General features: G+C 73.3%; 11 protein-coding genes. 6 read left to right on the plus strand and 5 right to left on the minus strand.

The window, feature by feature from the left end; translation table 11 throughout:
• The first annotated feature begins 57 nt into the window (after window positions 1–57).
• The 3 genes from ACZ4Z3_RS39125 (at window position 58) to ACZ4Z3_RS39135 (ending at window position 4,728) form a co-directional block, all read left to right on the plus strand.
• Window positions 58–1,743, plus strand: coding sequence for an eCIS core domain-containing protein (locus tag ACZ4Z3_RS39125; RefSeq protein ID WP_468505509.1), 1,686 nt, complete (start codon window positions 58–60; stop codon window positions 1,741–1,743).
• A 60-nt stretch (window positions 1,744–1,803) separates the two neighbouring features.
• Window positions 1,804–3,054 carry a hypothetical protein gene (locus ACZ4Z3_RS39130; protein WP_468505510.1) on the plus strand — a complete coding sequence of 417 codons (1,251 nt, stop codon included), beginning with the start codon at window positions 1,804–1,806 and terminating at the stop codon, window positions 3,052–3,054.
• Between the two features lie 234 nt (window positions 3,055–3,288).
• On the plus strand, window positions 3,289–4,728 hold the full coding sequence (locus tag ACZ4Z3_RS39135; protein WP_468505511.1) for a hydrolase: 1,440 nt from the start codon (window positions 3,289–3,291) through the stop codon (window positions 4,726–4,728).
• A 65-nt stretch (window positions 4,729–4,793) separates the two neighbouring features.
• On the opposite strand, the gene ACZ4Z3_RS39140 is transcribed toward ACZ4Z3_RS39135, so the two are convergent.
• The 3 genes from ACZ4Z3_RS39140 to ACZ4Z3_RS39150 all read right to left on the minus strand — a co-directional run bounded on the left by ACZ4Z3_RS39140 (window position 4,794) and on the right by ACZ4Z3_RS39150 (window position 8,363).
• A complete protein-coding gene (locus ACZ4Z3_RS39140) occupies window positions 4,794–6,872 on the minus strand; it encodes an ATP-binding protein (RefSeq protein WP_468505512.1) in 2,079 nt (692 codons plus the stop codon).
• Window positions 6,869–7,546, minus strand: a complete 678-nt coding sequence (locus ACZ4Z3_RS39145; protein WP_468505513.1) for a Pvc16 family protein — start codon at window positions 7,544–7,546, stop codon at window positions 6,869–6,871. The genes ACZ4Z3_RS39140 and ACZ4Z3_RS39145 overlap by 4 nt, the downstream gene beginning before the upstream one ends.
• Window positions 7,547–7,688: 142 nt before the next feature.
• On the minus strand, window positions 7,689–8,363 hold the full coding sequence (locus tag ACZ4Z3_RS39150; RefSeq protein ID WP_468505514.1) for a helix-turn-helix transcriptional regulator: 675 nt from the start codon (window positions 8,361–8,363) through the stop codon (window positions 7,689–7,691).
• 402 nt (window positions 8,364–8,765) lie between these two features.
• On the opposite strand from ACZ4Z3_RS39150, the gene ACZ4Z3_RS39155 reads away from it, so the two are divergent.
• Both ACZ4Z3_RS39155 and ACZ4Z3_RS39160 read left to right on the plus strand, forming a co-directional pair.
• The gene (locus tag ACZ4Z3_RS39155) at window positions 8,766–11,747 is read left to right on the plus strand and encodes a helix-turn-helix transcriptional regulator (protein WP_468505521.1); all 2,982 of its coding nucleotides are present in this window, start codon (window positions 8,766–8,768) and stop codon (window positions 11,745–11,747) included.
• A 39-nt stretch (window positions 11,748–11,786) separates the two neighbouring features.
• A complete protein-coding gene (locus tag ACZ4Z3_RS39160; protein ID WP_468505515.1) occupies window positions 11,787–12,629 on the plus strand; it encodes a DUF429 domain-containing protein in 843 nt (280 codons plus the stop codon).
• 123 nt (window positions 12,630–12,752) lie between these two features.
• Here ACZ4Z3_RS39160 and ACZ4Z3_RS39165 read toward each other — a convergent pair whose 3' ends face one another.
• On the minus strand, window positions 12,753–13,691 hold the full coding sequence (locus ACZ4Z3_RS39165) for a hypothetical protein (RefSeq protein WP_468505516.1): 939 nt from the start codon (window positions 13,689–13,691) through the stop codon (window positions 12,753–12,755).
• Window positions 13,692–14,057: 366 nt separating this feature from the next.
• On the opposite strand from ACZ4Z3_RS39165, the gene ACZ4Z3_RS39170 reads away from it, so the two are divergent.
• The gene (locus ACZ4Z3_RS39170; RefSeq protein ID WP_468505517.1) at window positions 14,058–15,026 is read left to right on the plus strand and encodes a TIGR01777 family oxidoreductase; all 969 of its coding nucleotides are present in this window, start codon (window positions 14,058–14,060) and stop codon (window positions 15,024–15,026) included.
• Window positions 15,027–15,280: 254 nt separating this feature from the next.
• Here the strand turns inward: ACZ4Z3_RS39170 and ACZ4Z3_RS39175 are convergent, their stop codons facing one another.
• Window positions 15,281–16,648 carry an L-serine ammonia-lyase gene (locus ACZ4Z3_RS39175; protein ID WP_468505518.1) on the minus strand — a complete coding sequence of 456 codons (1,368 nt, stop codon included), beginning with the start codon at window positions 16,646–16,648 and terminating at the stop codon, window positions 15,281–15,283.
• Window positions 16,649–16,883 lie beyond the last annotated feature (235 nt).

Here is a 16,883-nt window from a genome sequence, read left to right on the forward strand (position 1 = left end):
CGGTAGCCCTGGGAAGCACGTACGTCCGGTACGTACCCAGGCCGTCGAGGGAGCCCCGTGCGCGCGCAGGACAAGGAGACCGACCAGACCCGGGGGCGGGCCGGCGCGGGCCGCACCCCCGCGCCGGGCCCCGCCGCCGGACTCCTCGCGCTGCAACGGGCCGCCGGCAACGCCGCCGTGGCCCGCGCCGTCGAGGAGCAGCGGCACGAGCACGACGCCCACTGCGGGCACGGCCCGTCGGTGCAGCGTTCGACGGTGCACGAGGTGCTGCGCTCACCGGGGCAGCGGATGGACGAGCCGCTGCTGAACGAGATGCAGGGCCGGTTCGGCGGCCAGGACTTCAGCGACGTACGCCTCCACACCGACGCGGCGGCCCTGGACTCCGCCGCGCAGATCGAGGCGCAGGCGTACACCTCGTACCCGCACGTGGTGTGGGACGGCGGCGACAAGGAGGTCCTCGCCGAGGAGTTGCACCACATCGGCCAGCAGAAGCGTGGGCCCGTGCCCGGCACCGACAACGGCGACGGCCTGATGATCTCCGACCCCGGCGACTGGGCCGAGGTCGAGGCGCGGCAGGCCGCGCGGGAGGCGATGAGCGGACCGGCACCCGTGCAGCGGTCCGCGGCCGAGACCGCACCCGTACAGCGCGACGGCGGGGGCGCGGGCCGGCCGGCCGTGCAGCGGTCGCCGGCCGCCGGCTCCTCGTCCAGGACCAGTGGGGGCCGGGTCACCAAGGCGAAGGGGCGGGCCGGCGCGAAGGGCGCGGCCACCAGCCCGTCCGAGGCGGTCAAGCAGGCGCTGATCGCCCTCGGCTGGGAGGCCCACGGCGCGAACCAGAGCCTGACCCTGCACAAGGTGGACCGTTCCCGGGCCACCGACGAGCAGAAGGCGGCCGCCGCGGGCACCAGCAAGAAGGGGCAGATGTACATCCCCTCGGAGCAGGGCGTGGCACCCCGCAGCTATGCCGGTGAACGCACCAAGCAGGTGCTGCGCTGGATCTCCACCGTCGTCAACCGGGCCATGCTGCAGAAGAACGAACGGCCCGAGGAGGTGCAGGCGGGCATGGAGGTGACCGAGGCCCCGGACGTGGAGGCCGCGTTCAAGCTGTTCGTCTCCACCAACCGCGTCAAGGTCAACAACGTGCTGCGCGAGGGCGCGGGCACGAAGGCCGCCAAGGAGTACATCGTCGAGCTGCTGGAGACGGTCGTGGGGCAGACCGACCGCGAGACCCGGCACATGAAGAAGCTGAGGAGTCTGCTCGCCAAGGAGGCGGACTCCGCGCCCCCGGAGTTCTGGGAGGTCCTCCAGGCGCTCACCGGGCCGATGACGGTGCCGGTGCCCACGAAGGACGGCAAGCACGCCGAGCGCACCATCATCGGCGCCGCCGCGCCGGGCAGCATCTCGGACGACCACATCGCCGGCGTGAAACGCCCCTGCGTCAGCTGTTTCATCGAGCTGTACGCGGGCTCGGCGATCCGGCCCGGACCGGCATGGGTGAGCGGCGCCGCCAACACCGACATCGCGGACTTCAGCGTCGAGAAGGCGGCCCGGCTCGCCAAGCGGATCGACGACACCGTGAGCGGCACGTTCGCCACGCTCCTGCTGCGGTGCGAGGAGCACGACGGGGAGACGACGCAGGTGCCCGTCGGGGCGACCTGGGACTACAACACCGACTCCGACTCACCGGCCAGCTCCAGCGACCGTGAGCCGGACCCCGCCGACCGCATGGACACCAGCGCCTGACCCATCCGGTCGACCACTTCTCCGCCCCTCCGCCTCACCAGTTCTCCAGGGGACAGCCGTATGCGAGCACACCAGGACCACGACACCGGCCGGCAGCCGCGGACGCCCTCGCCCCGGGCCCCGCTCACCGCTGCGCGCGCCCCGTCGGTGCTGGCCTTCCAGCAGTCGGCGGGCAACGCGGCCACCGTGCGGGCGATGCGGCAGGGGACGGCCGGCCCGGTCGTGCAGCGGGCGGGGAAGGACGGATCGCCGACCCGGCCGTCCTCCCAGGGCTCCGACCGGTCGTCGAGCTCCGGGAAGTCGATGACCCCGGCGGACGCCCGCAAGATCCGGTTCATCCAGGACAAGCAGCAGCTGTGGAACCGGATCAACGGCATCCGCGCCCTCGCCGAGATGGACTCCTTCAAGCAGGGCGTCACCGCCTTCCTCGCCAACATCGAGCGGGACCTGGAGAAGGCCGACACCGACGAGACGACCCCGATCGACCACGCGGCCATCGGCGCCGTCATCGCCGGGTTCCAGCACCGGACGGTGCAGGGCAACAAGGTCCAGTACTCCTGGTACAAGCAGAACCAGACCAAGGAGGGCTTCTTCGACATCCTGGACCGGCACGCCGACGCCTCGGCGCAGCGCGGCCAGCTCTGGTCGAAGATGGGCTCGGCGCAGGCCACCGAGGACGTCAGCGTGGGCCGCGGCACGGTCCTGGAGGCGTCCATCCAGGGCCGGATCTTCGACGGTCTGCTCTTCGGTCTGCCGAACTGGAGCGCGTCACCGGCCCTGGGCGAACTGTGGCGGCTCCTGTCGCAGACGTACGTGGAGGGCCTCAAGGGCTGGGTCACCGCCCACGTCCTCGACGGCACCACCCAGAAGAGCGTGCTCACCACGATCGAGTGGCCCCGGCTCAAGGGGCAGATCGCGGCCAACCAGGTCGACGGTCTCGACATCATCGTGTACCGCGCGGTGCCCGGTCCGGGCGGCTCCGACCACGTCCTCGTCCCCGTCGACTCCTTCCCCGTGCGCACCCAGGACGAGTTCGACGCCGTGCCCAAGGCTCCCGTCGACGGCACCGACGAGACGGCCCGCGCGGAGTGGGAGCGGACGCAGCGCCAGGTCGACCTGGAGCAGCGGAAGGCGCTGGTCCGGGTCTACTCGCGGGACGACGAGATCGAGCGGATGAACCACTACGTCACGCAGGTGCTCGGCAGGAAGCACGGCCCGGGACTCGTCTTCCGCACGTCCACGACCCCCAGGAACACGCCCGCGAGCACGTTCGCGCCGTCCCCGACCGGCTCCGGCCCCGGCTCGCCGTGACGGCTCCCCGTGACCGCTCTGCGTGCCCCATGACGACCAAAGGGGCACCGCCCGGCGCCCGTTGGGGAACGAACCGTGCCCAGGAGCCACCTGACCGGCGGGATGCCCCTGGCTAGCGTCCAGGTGGTGAGCCTGTGGACTTCCCTCGAACCCCGTCCGCGACTGTGGACCCGGGTGCCACGACACACCGATGACCAGGAGTGGCTGACCGTCCGCTCCTCGAAGGGCTGAACGTTGAACCTGTGGACCTCCCTGGAACCCCCGTCGGCCACGGTGGATCCGGGCGCCAGCACGACCGTGCGGCTGAAGTTGCGCAACACCGGCGATGTCGTCGACGAGTACCGCTTCGAACCGGTGGGTGACATCGCGCCGTGGGTGACGGTGGAGCCGCAGTCGCTCCGTCTGTATCCGGGGACGACGGGGACGGTGGAGCTGTCCTTCGCCCCGCCGCGTACGTCGGACGCGACGGCCGGGCCGAACCCGTACGCGGTGCGGATCACGCCGACCGAGCATCCGGAGGCGACGACGGTTCCCGAGGGGAACCTGACGATCACGCCGTTCACGGAGGTCCGCGCGGAGTTGGTGCCGCCGACCGTGAAGGGCCGCCTGCGGGGCCGCCCGAAGCTGGCGGTCGACAACCTCGGCAACACCAAGGTCACCGCCTCGGTCAGCGGCAGCGACACGGGTGATCAGCTGTCGTACGACATCCACCCGAGCAACGTGCAGATCGAGCCCGGCCGGGCCGCGTTCGTGAAGGCGACGCTGAAGCCGCGGCAGATCATCTGGTTCGGGTCGAAGGAGGAACGGCCCTACACCTTCGCCGTCAAGCGCTCCGGGGCCGTGCCGCTGGACGTCGAAGGCACCTACGTCCAGCGGGGCTTCCTGCCGGGCTGGCTGGCGACCTTCCTCGGTCTCCTCCTCGCGCTGGCGATCACCTTCGTCATGCTGTGGATCACCCACAAGCCGCAGGTCCGCAGCACCGCCACCGAGAAGCTCGACAAGGCCGCCGTCAGCACCGTGCCGCCCAGCCCGCAGGCACCCCCCTCGCCCGCGCCGCCGCCCACCTCCAGCGCTCCCGCCGCGCCCCCGCAGACCGCCGAGCCGCAGAACGAGGGCGGTGGCGGCGGCAACGGCGGCGGCTCGGGCGGCGGGTCCGAGGAGAAGAAGAAGGCCCCGAAGCCGACCGCCGCGACCGCGGTCCGCAAGCTCGCCGCGACCGATCCGGGCGGCAAGCACATCTGCTACCGGGCCTTCGTGGCGGGCAAGGGCTGGACGGCACCGGAGTGCGACGGCGACATGGCCGGCACGGTGGGCCAGAACCGGCCGCTCACGGCCCTGAACATCGCGGTGTTCGGTGTGGGCGGCACCGCCAGCGCCGCCTTCGTCCACAACCCGCAGTCCACCGACGGCCAGGGCCATTACGTCGAACCGTGGTCCGGCGCGCCCGACGGCAGCGACAACTACGTCGGCGACAGCAAGAAGGACGCCCCCGCCCTGCTGGGCTTCACCCTCAACGTCGACGACGGCGCCGGTGCGGTCTGCCAGGCCGTCCACAAGCGCAACGAGGGCTGGGCCGGCATGGCCTGCGACAAGCCGAACGAGGGAGACCGCTGGACCTTCGGCGGCACCCTCCGCAACGACATCTGGGTGGAGGCCGTCCGCTTCACCGTGTGAGACATCGTCGGCCGTTCGGGGGCGACGGGGTCAGACCCCGTCGCCCCCGAACGGCCGCCCGGCGGCTACCAGCCGCCCTCGCCCGGCACCAGCCGGCCGGCCTTGCGGTACTCGCGCTCCGCGCCGTCCCGCAGGTCGGCCGAGGTGACCCGGTCGTCGCGCCCCGCCGCCGCGTAGGCGGCGGTGACCACCGCGCTGCGGATGGAACCGCCGGCCAGTTCGAAGTCACGGGCCACACCGCCCGGGTCGGTGTCGTCGGCGCACGGCACGGAGGCGAGGCTGTGCCGCCACAGGGCCAGCCGCTGACCGGCGTCCGGGAACGGGAAGTCGACCACCATGTCCAGCCGCCGGGTGAACGCCTCGTCGATGTTGGCCCGCAGGTTGGTGGTGAGCAGCGCGATGCCGTCGAAGGCCTCCAGCCGCTGCAACAGATAGGCGCTCTCCATGTTGGCGTACTTGTCGTGGGAGTCCTTGACCTCCGAGCGCTTGCCGAACACGGCGTCCGCCTCGTCGAAGAGCAGCACGGCGTCGGTGCGGTCGGCCTCCGTGAAGATCCGTTCGAGGTTCTTCTCCGTCTCGCCCACGAACTTGTCGACGACCGAGGACAGCTGGACGACATAGAGGTCCAGGCCGAGATCCGCGGCGACGACCTCCGCCGACAGGGTCTTGCCGGTGCCGGACTCGCCGGCGAAGAGCCCCAGCACGCCGTGGCCCCGGCCGCCGCCCGCGCTGAGCCGCCAGTCCCCGAGCACCCGGTCGCGATGCCGGGCCCGCAGCGCGAACTCCCGCAGCTGGGCGAGTGGCTTGTCCGGCAGGACGAGGTCGCCCCAGCCGACGTCGGGCCGGATCCGGCGGGCGTGCCGTTCCAGACCGGACGCCGACTGCTGCCGGGCCGCGCGCCGCAGATGGGCGGCGGTCACCTCCGTGCCGTCGAACGCGGCGAGGTCCAGGGCCGCGCGGGCGGCCCGCTCGATCCGGTCCCCGCCGAGCCGGTACGGGGCCACGGTCGCGGCCAGGTCGAACCCCGGCCCCCGCGCGCCCGCACCGAGCGCGGCCGACCAGGCGTCCGCGGCGGCCGCGTACGGGCGGGGCGCGTCGAGGACCAGCGGGTCGACGTCGGCCCACTGCGGGTCGTACGGCCGGGGATCGACGCACACCACGGGTGGGTGACGGCGCCGGGCATCGCGTACGCCGGCCGGGAGCAGCGCGCGCAGCAGCGGGCCCGGACGCTCGGGCAGGGGCGACACGACGATCGCGCGTCCGCTCAGCCGGGCCTCGCGCAGCAGCCGGGGGAGGAGACCGGACCAGGGATCGCCGTCCTGGGCGGGCTCCGGCACAGGGGTGAGGTGCAGGGCCTCCAGGCCCGCCGCGCGCAGGGCGGCCGCCGCGCACAGCAGCCCGTCCCCCTCGCGGTGCTCCCGCAGATGGACGGCGAGCGGACCGGCGGCCAGCCGGGCGGCCAGCTTGGCGGTGAACGCGCCACCGGGCACCAGCGACTCGGCGGGCGGCGCCAACGGCCGGACATGAGCGGCGAGCGCGGCGTCCGGGGTGTCGTCGCCGAGCAGATGCGCGACGAGCCGGTCGGGCACGGCCAACGCCCGGCTGAGGAACGGGCGTTCGGGATCCTCGACGGTCAGCAGGCCGAGCGCGCCGAGCGGCGCCGACGGGTGGAACCTGGCCCGCCCTGCCGCGCGGTGCACCGGCACCCCGCACAGATCGAGGGCGAGCCCCACGCTCGCCCGGCGCCGGCTGACGTCGTCGTTCAGATACCCGTACAGCTGCTCGAAGGAGCGGTCCACGTCCGGGGCGAGCGCGATCAGCAGGACGGCCGTGTCCAGGTCGGTGAGCCCGAGCCGCCCGGCCAGCCGCGCGAACCGGTCCTCCGGCCCGTCGTACGCCGCCCCCGGCCCCTCCGGATCCGGCGGCACCGGGACCAGCAGATGCCGTACGGCCTCCTCGGACAGGTAGAGCCCGCGCAGCGGGTCGGCGGCGGTCGGGTCGACGGCGGCCCGCCGGTCCACCAGCCGCGACACCCGCTCACGGAGCCGGCCCAGCCGCACCAGGAGGGGATCGTCGGTGGCACCCGGCCCGGGCGCGGCGGGGAGCGTCGCTCCGTCGGGTTCCACCGGGGCGTGCGTGCTCACTCGGCCCGCTCCACCGGGGCCACGGGTCCGCCGCCCGTCGCCGGGGCCGGCGCCAGGTGCCGCGGCCGGTGCCGTCGCTCGGGCGAGTCGGACGCCGAGCCGTCCATGGTGCGGACCCGGACCGCCGCGCCCTCCGTGACCGGGGGACCGGCGTCGTACTCGGGGAAGGCCGGGAAGGGCGCCGTGACCACGAGGTCGAGGGACGGCTTCAGTTCGCCGCCCAGCGCGGACCAGATCTCCGCCAGGGAACGGGACTCGGTGTGCAGCCCCGCCACCGTGAGCGGCACCGACAGCCCCAGCGCGCCCAGCGCGCCCGGCAGTTCGTCCGGCGGCAGCAACTCGCGCGGCAGCAGCGTCGCCAGCACCGCGGAGAGCAGCCGGTGTTCGTCCTGCGGCTGCTTCGTCCAGGCCGTGACCAGGTACGACAACCGGAACCAGCGGGGCGGCTGACGGCGCCGCACCACGATGTCACGCTCGTCGCGGACGGGCATGTGGCCCCGCTGCCGCCGGGAGACGTCCTCGCGGATGTCGTACAGATACGTGTTGATGGTGGGCGCGTTGCGCCGGGCCGCCCAGTCGCGCGTCGGTGCCTCGAAGGAGACCTCGATACCGGAACCGGCCAGGGCGCCGCCCCCGATCAGCCCCTTGAGGACCTCGTCCACCTCGTGGATCACCGTCGTGCTCCCGTGCCGTCCGCCCCGTCGTCTGTCCGTCCGCCGATCGTGCCCCGAGCGGCGCCCGTCCCCGCAGGCACGCCGGGGACGACCCGGGGGCAGAGCACACTGCCCGGTGGGTCCGATGCGACTGCCTGTTCGATCAGAGGTAGCCTTCCCGGAGGGCATACGCCACGGCATGCGCCCGGTTGCGCAGATGCAGCCGGGTGGTCAGACCATGCATCACGTTCTTGACGGTGCGTTCGGAGTAGGAGAGCTTGCTCGCGATCTCACCGGTGTCCAACCCCTCGGCGACGAGCCGCAGCACGTCGATCTCCCGCGGCACGAGGCCCGACACGGGCGCGCCCGGCCGGCCGGTCACCGAACGCTGCAACGAGCCGACCTGGGTGATCAGCCGCCCCAGCAGATCGGCGGGCAGATCGCCGTCACCGCGCGAGGCCGCGAGCACCGCCTGCGACAGCCGGTGCGCGGTCGCCTCGTGGCGCCACACCACCGCCCCGACCCCGCACTCGATGACGTCGAGCAGTTCCGTCTCCCGGATCGCGCTCACCACCAGCACCGCCCGCGCGCCGTCGCTGCGCACCAGTCTGCGGAGCGCCGCCAGCAGGGTCTCGTCCGGTGTCTCACCGATCAGGACGGCCACGGTGCCGGGCCTCGGTTCACCGCCCTCGACCAGGTCGATCACCGGGTGCCCGCCCAACTGGCTGAGCACCCCCGCCCGGGAGAGCGGATCCGGGGTGTGGACCACGACCGGGATCCGGCGCCGCGCCACGGTCGTGGCCGTCTCCGTCTCCGCCGTCCGTAATGAGCTGGGCAACCGATTCTCCTGTGTACGCGTGGGGGGAGGCTCCGCCGACGGGGCGACCTGCCGGATCACCGTGCGGGCCGCGGACCGGGCCGGCCGGCGGAGCCGGACGCACCGCTGGGGCCCAGGTGACCGATGGGCTCGAACCACACTTCTGTGCGCCGACCGCCGTGCGCAATCGTGGAGCACCACGAGATCGACCACGAGATCGGCCACGACACCTCCACGGCGGCTCCCTTCACCGCCGTCCGCACCGCCGTCCCCCGCACCGCCGTCCCCCGTACCGCCGTCCCCCGCACCGCCGTCACGGACGGCCGGAAAGCGCGCACCGAGTCCGACCGGAATCGGTGCACCACGGCGGGCGTCGGCCCGTCTACCGAACGGAAGACGACACATCCACGACAGGAGGCAGTGATGTGCGCACCGGACCGGCTCCTCGAACGCCGTGACACCCTGGAGCTGCTGGCTGCCGAAGCCGCCCGCGCCCGCACGGGATCCGGCCGCCTGATCGTGCTCAGAGGGGCCACCGGCACCGGCCGCACCGCGCTCCTGGAGGCCGCGGCGCAGCAGGCGACGGCCCAGGGCATGCGGGTCCTGCGGGCCCGCTGCTCTCCGGAGCACACCTCCATCCCGCTCGACACCGTCTACCAACTCCTCGCTCACGCACCCGAGTTCGACGCCGTCGCGGGCGAGGCGCCGGACCCGCCCGGCACCCCGCCGCACCGGGGCAGGTCCGCCCGGCTGTGGCGGCTGCTCCGCTCCTACGCCGACGAGACCCCGCTGCTGATCGCCGTCGACGACGCGCACCTCGCCGACACCGCGTCCCGGCGCTGGCTCGTCGAGGCCGTCCGCTGGATCGACCGCTTACCCGTGCTGCTCGTGGTGACCGAACGCAGCCAGTACGACATCGACCCGCCGGCCGACGGCCTGACGCACGCCCTCTCCTCCGCCCTCGTCCACACCCGCACCCTGGCCCCGCTGCGCCCCGACTCCGCCGCGGAGCTCATCCGTTCGGTGCGGGCCGGCGACACCGCGCCGGAGTGGGTCGCCGACTGCGTACGGGCGGGCGCGGGCAACCCCCTGCTGCTGAGCGCCCTCCTCGACGACCTCCAGTCCACCGACCAGGACACCCTCCCCGACACCTGCGCCGCCCTGTACCCCGGCTCGTACGCCGCCGCCGTGTCCTGGTGGCTGGACAGCGCCGGGCCCGCCACCACCGAGGTCGCCCGCGCGCTCGCCGCGCTGGAGGAGGTCGGTGGTGGCACGGCCGACGCCGACCTGATCGCCCGGACGGCGGGCGCCGACCCCGGCCGCGTACCGGGCTGGCTCACCGCCATGACCCGCCTCGGTCTGCTCCGCCCGGACCCCGAGGGCCGGCACCGCTACGCCCATCCGCTGCTGCGGGACGCCGTACTCGGCGGGTGGACCAGCGCCGCACGGCAACGCGCCCACCAGCGGGCGGCCGAGGCGATGCTGCGCCGCGGCGACCACGCCGAGGCCGTCGCCGGGCAACTGCTGCGGGCCGGCCCCGTCGGCGACACCTGGGCGACGGCCGCCCTGCTCGACGCCGCCGACCTGGCCGCCCGCGACGACCGCAGCGACGACGCCCTCGCCTATCTGCGCCGCGCCCTCGACGAGCCGATACCGCCCGCCCGCCGCGCCGCCGTCCTCACCGAACTGGGCTCCCTGGAGTACGCGACCGTACGCTCCACGGCAGGGATACCGCGCCTAGCGGAGGCGATGCGGCTGCCCGGCCCGCCCCGCGACCGGGTGCGCGCGGCGGTCGCCCTCGGCACGGCGCTGGCCCGCCGGGGCGAGGCCCGCGCCGCGATCGACGTCCTGCGCGGACTGCGCGACGAACACCTGACGGGCCACCCCGACCTGGCCCGCACCGCGCAGACCGCGTCCGCGCTGCTGTCCGACCACGACCAGGGGGTACGGCAGGAGGTCTACCGCTGGCTGCGCGAGACCGCCGAACGGTCACCCGACCTCGTCGGAACGGCCGGGCAGGCCCTCCTGGTGCGCTACGAGTCGACGGCGGGTCTCATCTCGGCGGAGTCGGCCATGGAGCGCGTCCGCGCCCTGCTGGCGCAGCCCGCCGACCCGCTGGAGGAGGCGTTCCTGCCGGGTACGGCGGCGGCCGTCGCCCAGTGGGCCGACCAGCTCGACGAGGCCGAACGCCTCGTCCGGCGCGGCCTCGCCGGCCAGCGCACGTCCCTGCTCCACCCCATGCACACGGCCCTGCTGAACGTACGCATCGACCTGGCCGCCGCGCGCGGCGCCTACGACGAGGTCCTCGCCGACCCGGAGGTGCGCCGCCTCGACGGATCCCCGCCGACCTCGGCCAACGCCGTCGCCCACGCCGTCGTCGCCCTCGTCGAGACCGGCCGCACGGAGGAGGCGGCCCGCCTCGCGGAGGGCTTCGACCTCCAGAACGCCCCCGACAGCTGGGAGTTGAACCGCTTCCTCTACGCCCGGGGCGTCCTGCACACGGCGCTCGGCGACCCGGCCGCCGCGCTCGACGACTTCCTGGAGTGCGGGCGTCGCCAGTCGGCACGGGACGTGGTGAGCCCCGTGGTCACCCCCTGGCGGACGGCCGCCGCCGAATGCCAACTGGCCCTCGGCCGCCCCCGCGAGGCCCTCGCCCTCGCCGAGGAGGACCTGTGCCTGGCCCGCGTCTGGAACACCCCCCGCGTCCTCGGCCGAGCCCTGCGCACCCTGGCCACCGCCACGGGCGGCCGCCGGGGCCTCCACCTGGCCGACCGCGCGGTCCGCATCCTCCACCAGGACGCGGACACGGCCCCGTGTACCGAGGAGACACCGCCCCCGTCGCAGGCCGGGCCCCACGGCGGAACGACGGGCGAGGCCCTGTACGCCACCGTCGGAAGGACACCGTGCGGCACGGCCGACGGGCCGTCGGACGACGTCGCCGCACACCGGGAGGGCACCGACAGAGGGACGCCCGGCGCGGCCGAGACGGAACTGATCGCGGCGTTGACCGCGCAGGGACGGCTGCTCACGGCGGCCGGGGAGCGGGCGCGGGCGCGTGACGCCCTCCGGGAGGCGGCCGCCCGCGCGGAACGGATGGGCGCGGTCCGCGCCCGGGCGGCGGCGGAGGAGGCCCTGCGCGAGGGCGGCGCCCGCCGCCCGGCGACGGCACTGACCGGCCCCGACGCGCTGACCGCCGGAGAACGCCGCATCGCCGAACTCGCCGCGCAGAGCCGCACGAACACGGAGATAGCGGAGCTCCTCCACCTGGCCCGCCGCACCGTCGAGACCCACCTGACCAGCACCTACCGCAAACTCGGCATCCGCCGCCGATCGGAACTCGGCGCGGCCCTCACCCCCGCCTCCGACTCCCCGAGGCTCCAGGAGCGAGGCCCCGCCTCCCGATGAGCCCCCGACCGGCCCGCAGCGGTGTGCGAGAGTGCCCGTATGCGACATCTCGTCCGAGAGCGGGGCTGCGATGCGGGGGCCGCCGGCGCCATGGTGACGGTCGGCGTCGACCTGGCCGGGCGCACCGGAATCACTGGCGTGTGCCGTGTGACGTGGGGTCGGCGGCCTGTGGCCGAACTGCTTCCCGCGAGGCACGACGACGACCTGCTGGACGCGATGCGTTCCGCGGACAAGACGGGGCTGGACTCGCCCCTGGGCTGGCCTGCCGCCTTCGTCGCCCTGCTCACCGCGCACGCGACCGGCGTCGAACTGCCCGCGCTCGCCCACTACGCGGCGTGCGCCGACGGTCGCCCCGGACTCGGCAACGCCTTCACGCACCGTCTGACCGATGACGTCGCGTGGAAGCGCACGGGGGCGGGCAGGCAGCGTCCGCTGTCGGTGTCGGCCGACAGACTCGGCGTCGTCGCCATCCGCGCGGCCGGCCTGCTGGCTCGGCTGGCCGAGGGCGGTCCGCCGGTACCGCGCGACGGCTCGGGCCCCGTCGCCGAGGTGTACCCCGCGTTCGCGCTGATCCAGTGGGGGCTCGCCCCGGAGGGGACCTACAAGCGCAAGGGCGCCACGGCCGCGCGGTCCCGGATCCTCACCGGCCTCGAGGCCGGGCTGGACCTGGACCTGACCGAGCGGGTGCGTGACCGGTGCGTGACCGACGACCACGCCCTGGACGCCCTGATAGCGGCGGTCGTCGCACGGGCCGCGGCCTGCGGCATGACCCACGCGCCGACCACCGAGGAGGAGCACGCCATGGCCGCGGTCGAGGGCTGGCTTCACCTCCCCCGGCGGGACCTCCCCTTCCAGGCCGTGCGGGAGGGAACGCCTCACTGACCCTGCGCGCTGCCCTCGGTCACGGACAGCGCCCTCTGGTGTGACAGTTTGCAGGACCGGACGAGCGGCAGACGGTAGTTGCCGGCACCGCTGATGGCACCCGGCGAGCCGACAGGATGGGACTCAGCAGTCGTAGCGGTGGGTGTACGGGATGTCCGGGCAGTCACGGCAGACGAAGAAGTACATGCCGCCGAGGTCGCCCAGGTCCATGTCGTGGCCGAACGCATCGAGCAGAGAGGGGTCCGCGTCGGCCCGCCAGGGTGGTGTCGCGGACCCGCTTTGGCGAGGGTCCCGCTCGTCCAGGGGGAGCCAGCGGCCCCCACCTGGTTCGGTCGCGGTCACGCTGAGCAGGTGTTCCATGCGGGTGCCGCAGTTTGCGCAGTCCGGCCAGTCCGGCGGCTGGGTCCATCCCGGGTAGCCGCCGACCTTGCTCTGCTGTGTGGTGGCCACTTCGAAGTAGTCGTAGCCCCGTTCCTTCTTCAGAGTCTCGAACCGCACGCCGAGCAGTTCGCCGAGCCCTTCCGGTAGGTCCCAGTTCGGGTATTCGACAGCCGGTGTGGGTGACACCGTGCACGGCCGGGGCAGGAAGTCCTCCTCGACAGTGTGCGGGCGGGGTGGTTGCCCGACGGCGGCACCCTCGGTCGTCAGCGCCGCGCTCCGCCAGCGCAGCCGGGGACTGGCCGCGTACTCACCGTCGTCGTGGACGAGTGGGCACCACAGGATCTGCAACAGGTCGGTGCCGGGAGGAAAGGGCAGGCCGGGCACATCGCGTGCATAGAGCTGGAGCACCGGGACCATCGCGACGGGCTCCGGGCCCACCGGCTCGGCGAGCGGCTTGTAGTGGTCGGGTTCGGCGCACATCGGCCAGGGCTCGTCGTCCGGCCACAACAGCGGACCGCCGAGGGAACTGTCACCCGGTCCGGGCTGCCCGGCCCGCGGATACAGGAGGGTGACCTCACGCGCCGTACCCGACAGCTCCGGAAAGACGGCCTCGACGTCGAAGGGGATCGGTGCCAGCTGCCGGGGGCCGGTCCGTGAGCGCTGCTCGGAGTCCGGCTGCACGTGCCCTGACGGCAAGGGAACCCCCACTTCTGCATGCTTGTCCGCCGCCCACCCTAGCGATGGAGGCAGAGGCTCGGGAGCCAAGGGCACGGCAAGTGGGCGGCAAGACCAACGAAGCCGTGACCAAGGGGAACGAGCCCCTGCTGCACCAGCGCCTGAAACGCCTGCCCCGGCGGGACGTGCCCTGCTGGGCAAGACCCGCGCCACCGCGCACGGTCGGATCGAACCGGACAACGCTCCCCACTGGCGTCCAGCGCGGCTGTGCCGCACGGCGAGGCCGGCCGAAAGCGTGGATTGTTGCTCCATGATTTTGAACGCGTTCAACTTTTTGGTCTAGGCTCACCCGAGACGAAGGAGGGGTAGCCGATGAAGATCGTGATTCCCGGGGGCACCGGACAGGTCGGCGCGGTCCTGAAGCGCGCACTCGATGTCGCCGGCCACGAGGTCGTGATTCTCACCAGACGCCCCAGGCGCGAGGGCGAGGTCCCATGGGACGGCCGGACCCTGGGGCCATGGACGGCGGCGGTGGACGGCAGCGATGTTGTGATCAATCTGGCCGGACGCACTGTGAGTTGCCGATACACCCCGGCCAACCTGCAGGAGATGATGGACTCCCGGGTCGACTCCACCCGGGTCGTGGGCGCCGCGATCGCGGGCGCTGCCCGACCGCCCCGGGTCTGGCTGCAGATGAGCACCGCCACGGTGTACGCGCACCGCATCGACGCCCCCAACGACGAGGCCACCGGTGTGATCGGCGGTACCGAACCGGGCGTGCCGGACTACTGGGCGTACAGCGTCGAGATCGCCAAGGCCTGGGAGCAGGCTCAGCAGCAGGCCGAAGCGCCGGCCACGCGCAAGGTCGCCCTGCGCTCGGCCATGGTGATGAGCCCGGACCCCGGCGGGGTCTTCGCCGTCCTGCTGGGACTGGCCCGCCTGGGTCTCGGCGGCCCGGTCGCCGGTGGAGCACAGTACGTGTCGTGGATCCACGAACACGACTTCGTGCGCGCGGTGGAGTTCCTGATCGACCGGGAGGACATCGCGGGTCCGGTGAACCTGGCGGCTCCCCACCCCCTGCCGCAGCGCGCGTTCATGCGCACCCTGCGCTCCGCGTGGGGTGTACCGGTGGGTCTCCCCGCGACCAAGTGGATGGCCGAGGTCGGCGCGTTCGTTCTGCGTTCCGACACCGAACTGCTGCTGAAGAGCCGCCGTGTCGTTCCGGGCCGACTGACCCAGGCAGGCTTTGACTTTCAGTACGCACAGTGGCCGCAGGCCGCGGACGAGCTGGTGCGTCGGGTGCGCACACGGGTCCGAGGCGGTTCCCCGGCACGCCGGTGAACGGATCCGGGCGGGGTACCGGAGTTCATCGACCACGCCGCGTCCGCTCCGGTGCAGGTTGCGGCCGAGCGCGGACAGGGCCGGGCTCTCGCGGCCGCGCATCGCCTCGACGACGCTGTGGTCTGCGTTGTGCCCGGGAAACTCTCTCCCGACTGCTTCGAACCCCTCGCTGCCGAGTTTCCGCCGCGTGGGAAGGGAAGGCCCCGACAGCGCCGAAAGACACGAACGCGCTGGTCAGGGCCCGGCCCCTGCCGTCAGCACTCGATGATGTTCACCGCCAGCCCGCCCCGCGCCGTCTCCTTGTACTTGACGCTCATGTCGGCACCGGTGTCCTTCATCGTCTTGATGACCTTGTCGAGGGACACCTTGTGGGTGCCGTCGCCGCGCATGGCCATGCGGGCTGCGGTCACGGCCTTCACCGCGGCCATGCCGTTGCGTTCGATGCAGGGGATCTGGACGAGGCCGCCGACCGGGTCGCAGGTCAGGCCGAGGTTGTGCTCCATGCCGATCTCGGCCGCGTTCTCGACCTGTTCGGGGCTGCCCCCGAGGACCTCCGCGAGCGCGCCCGCCGCCATCGAGCAGGCCGAGCCGACCTCGCCCTGGCAGCCGACCTCCGCGCCCGAGATGGACGCGTTCTCCTTGAAGAGCATGCCGATGGCCCCGGCGGCCAGCAGGAAGCGGACGACGCCGTCCTCGTCGGCGCCGGGGACGAAGTTGATGTAGTAGTGCAGGACCGCGGGGATGATGCCGGCCGCTCCGTTCGTGGGCGCCGTCACCACGCGGCCGCCGGCGGCGTTCTCCTCGTTCACGGCCATCGCGTACAGCGTGATCCACTCCATGGAACGGGCCAACGGGTCGCCCTCGGCGCGGAGTTGACGGGCGGAGACGGCGGCACGGCGGCGTACCCGCAGTCCGCCGGGGAGGATGCCCTCGCGGGACATGCCGCGCGCGACGCACGTCTGCATCACCCGCCAGATCTCCAGCAGCCCCTCGCGGATCTCCTGCTCCGTGCGCCAGGCCCGCTCGTTCTCCAGCATCAGCGCGGAGATCGACAGGCCCGTCTCCTTCGTCAGGCGCAGCAGCTCGTCGCCCGTCCGGAAGGGGTACTTGAGGGCCGTGTCGTCCAGCTTGATGCGGTCCGCGCCGACCGCCTCCTCGTCCACGACGAAGCCGCCGCCGACCGAGTAGTACGTCTTCGAGAGCAGCTCCGCGCCGGACGCGTCGTACGCCCGGACCGTCATGCCGTTGGCGTGGTACGGCAGGGTCTTGCGGCGGTGGAGGACCAGGTCCTTGTCGAAGTCGAAGGGGATCTCGTGGTCGTCGAGCAGCCGGATCCGGCCCGCCTCCTTGATGGACTCCACGCGCTCGTCGGCGGACTCCACGTCCACCGTGCGGGGCGAGGCGCCCTCCAGGCCCAGCAGGACCGCTTTGGGGGTGCCGTGACCGTGCCCGGTCGCGCCCAGGGAGCCGTACAGCTCGACCCGTATGGAGGCGGTCGCGGTCAGCAGCCGCTCCTTGTTCAGCCGGCGCGCGAACATCCGGGCGGCCCGCATCGGGCCGACCGTGTGGGAGCTGGACGGGCCGATGCCGATCGAGAACAGGTCGAAGACCGAGATGGCCACGGTGACTCCTCAGAACGGGGGTTGTGCGAGGGGGCGGGGCACCGCGCTCACTGCCCAGTGTGCGCGGTACCCCAGAAGAACGGCACTGTGTGCCGGTGAACCCGGGGTCAGATCCGGGAGCGGCGGCTGAGATCGGACGATCCCCGCCGCCGCTCGGGGTCAGGTGCCGAGGGTGGGGTAGAGCGGGTGCTTGGCGGTGAGGGCCTTGACCCGTGCCTTGAGGGCCTCGGTGTCG

It is taken from the genome of Streptomyces sp. NPDC030296 (assembly GCF_055572815.1).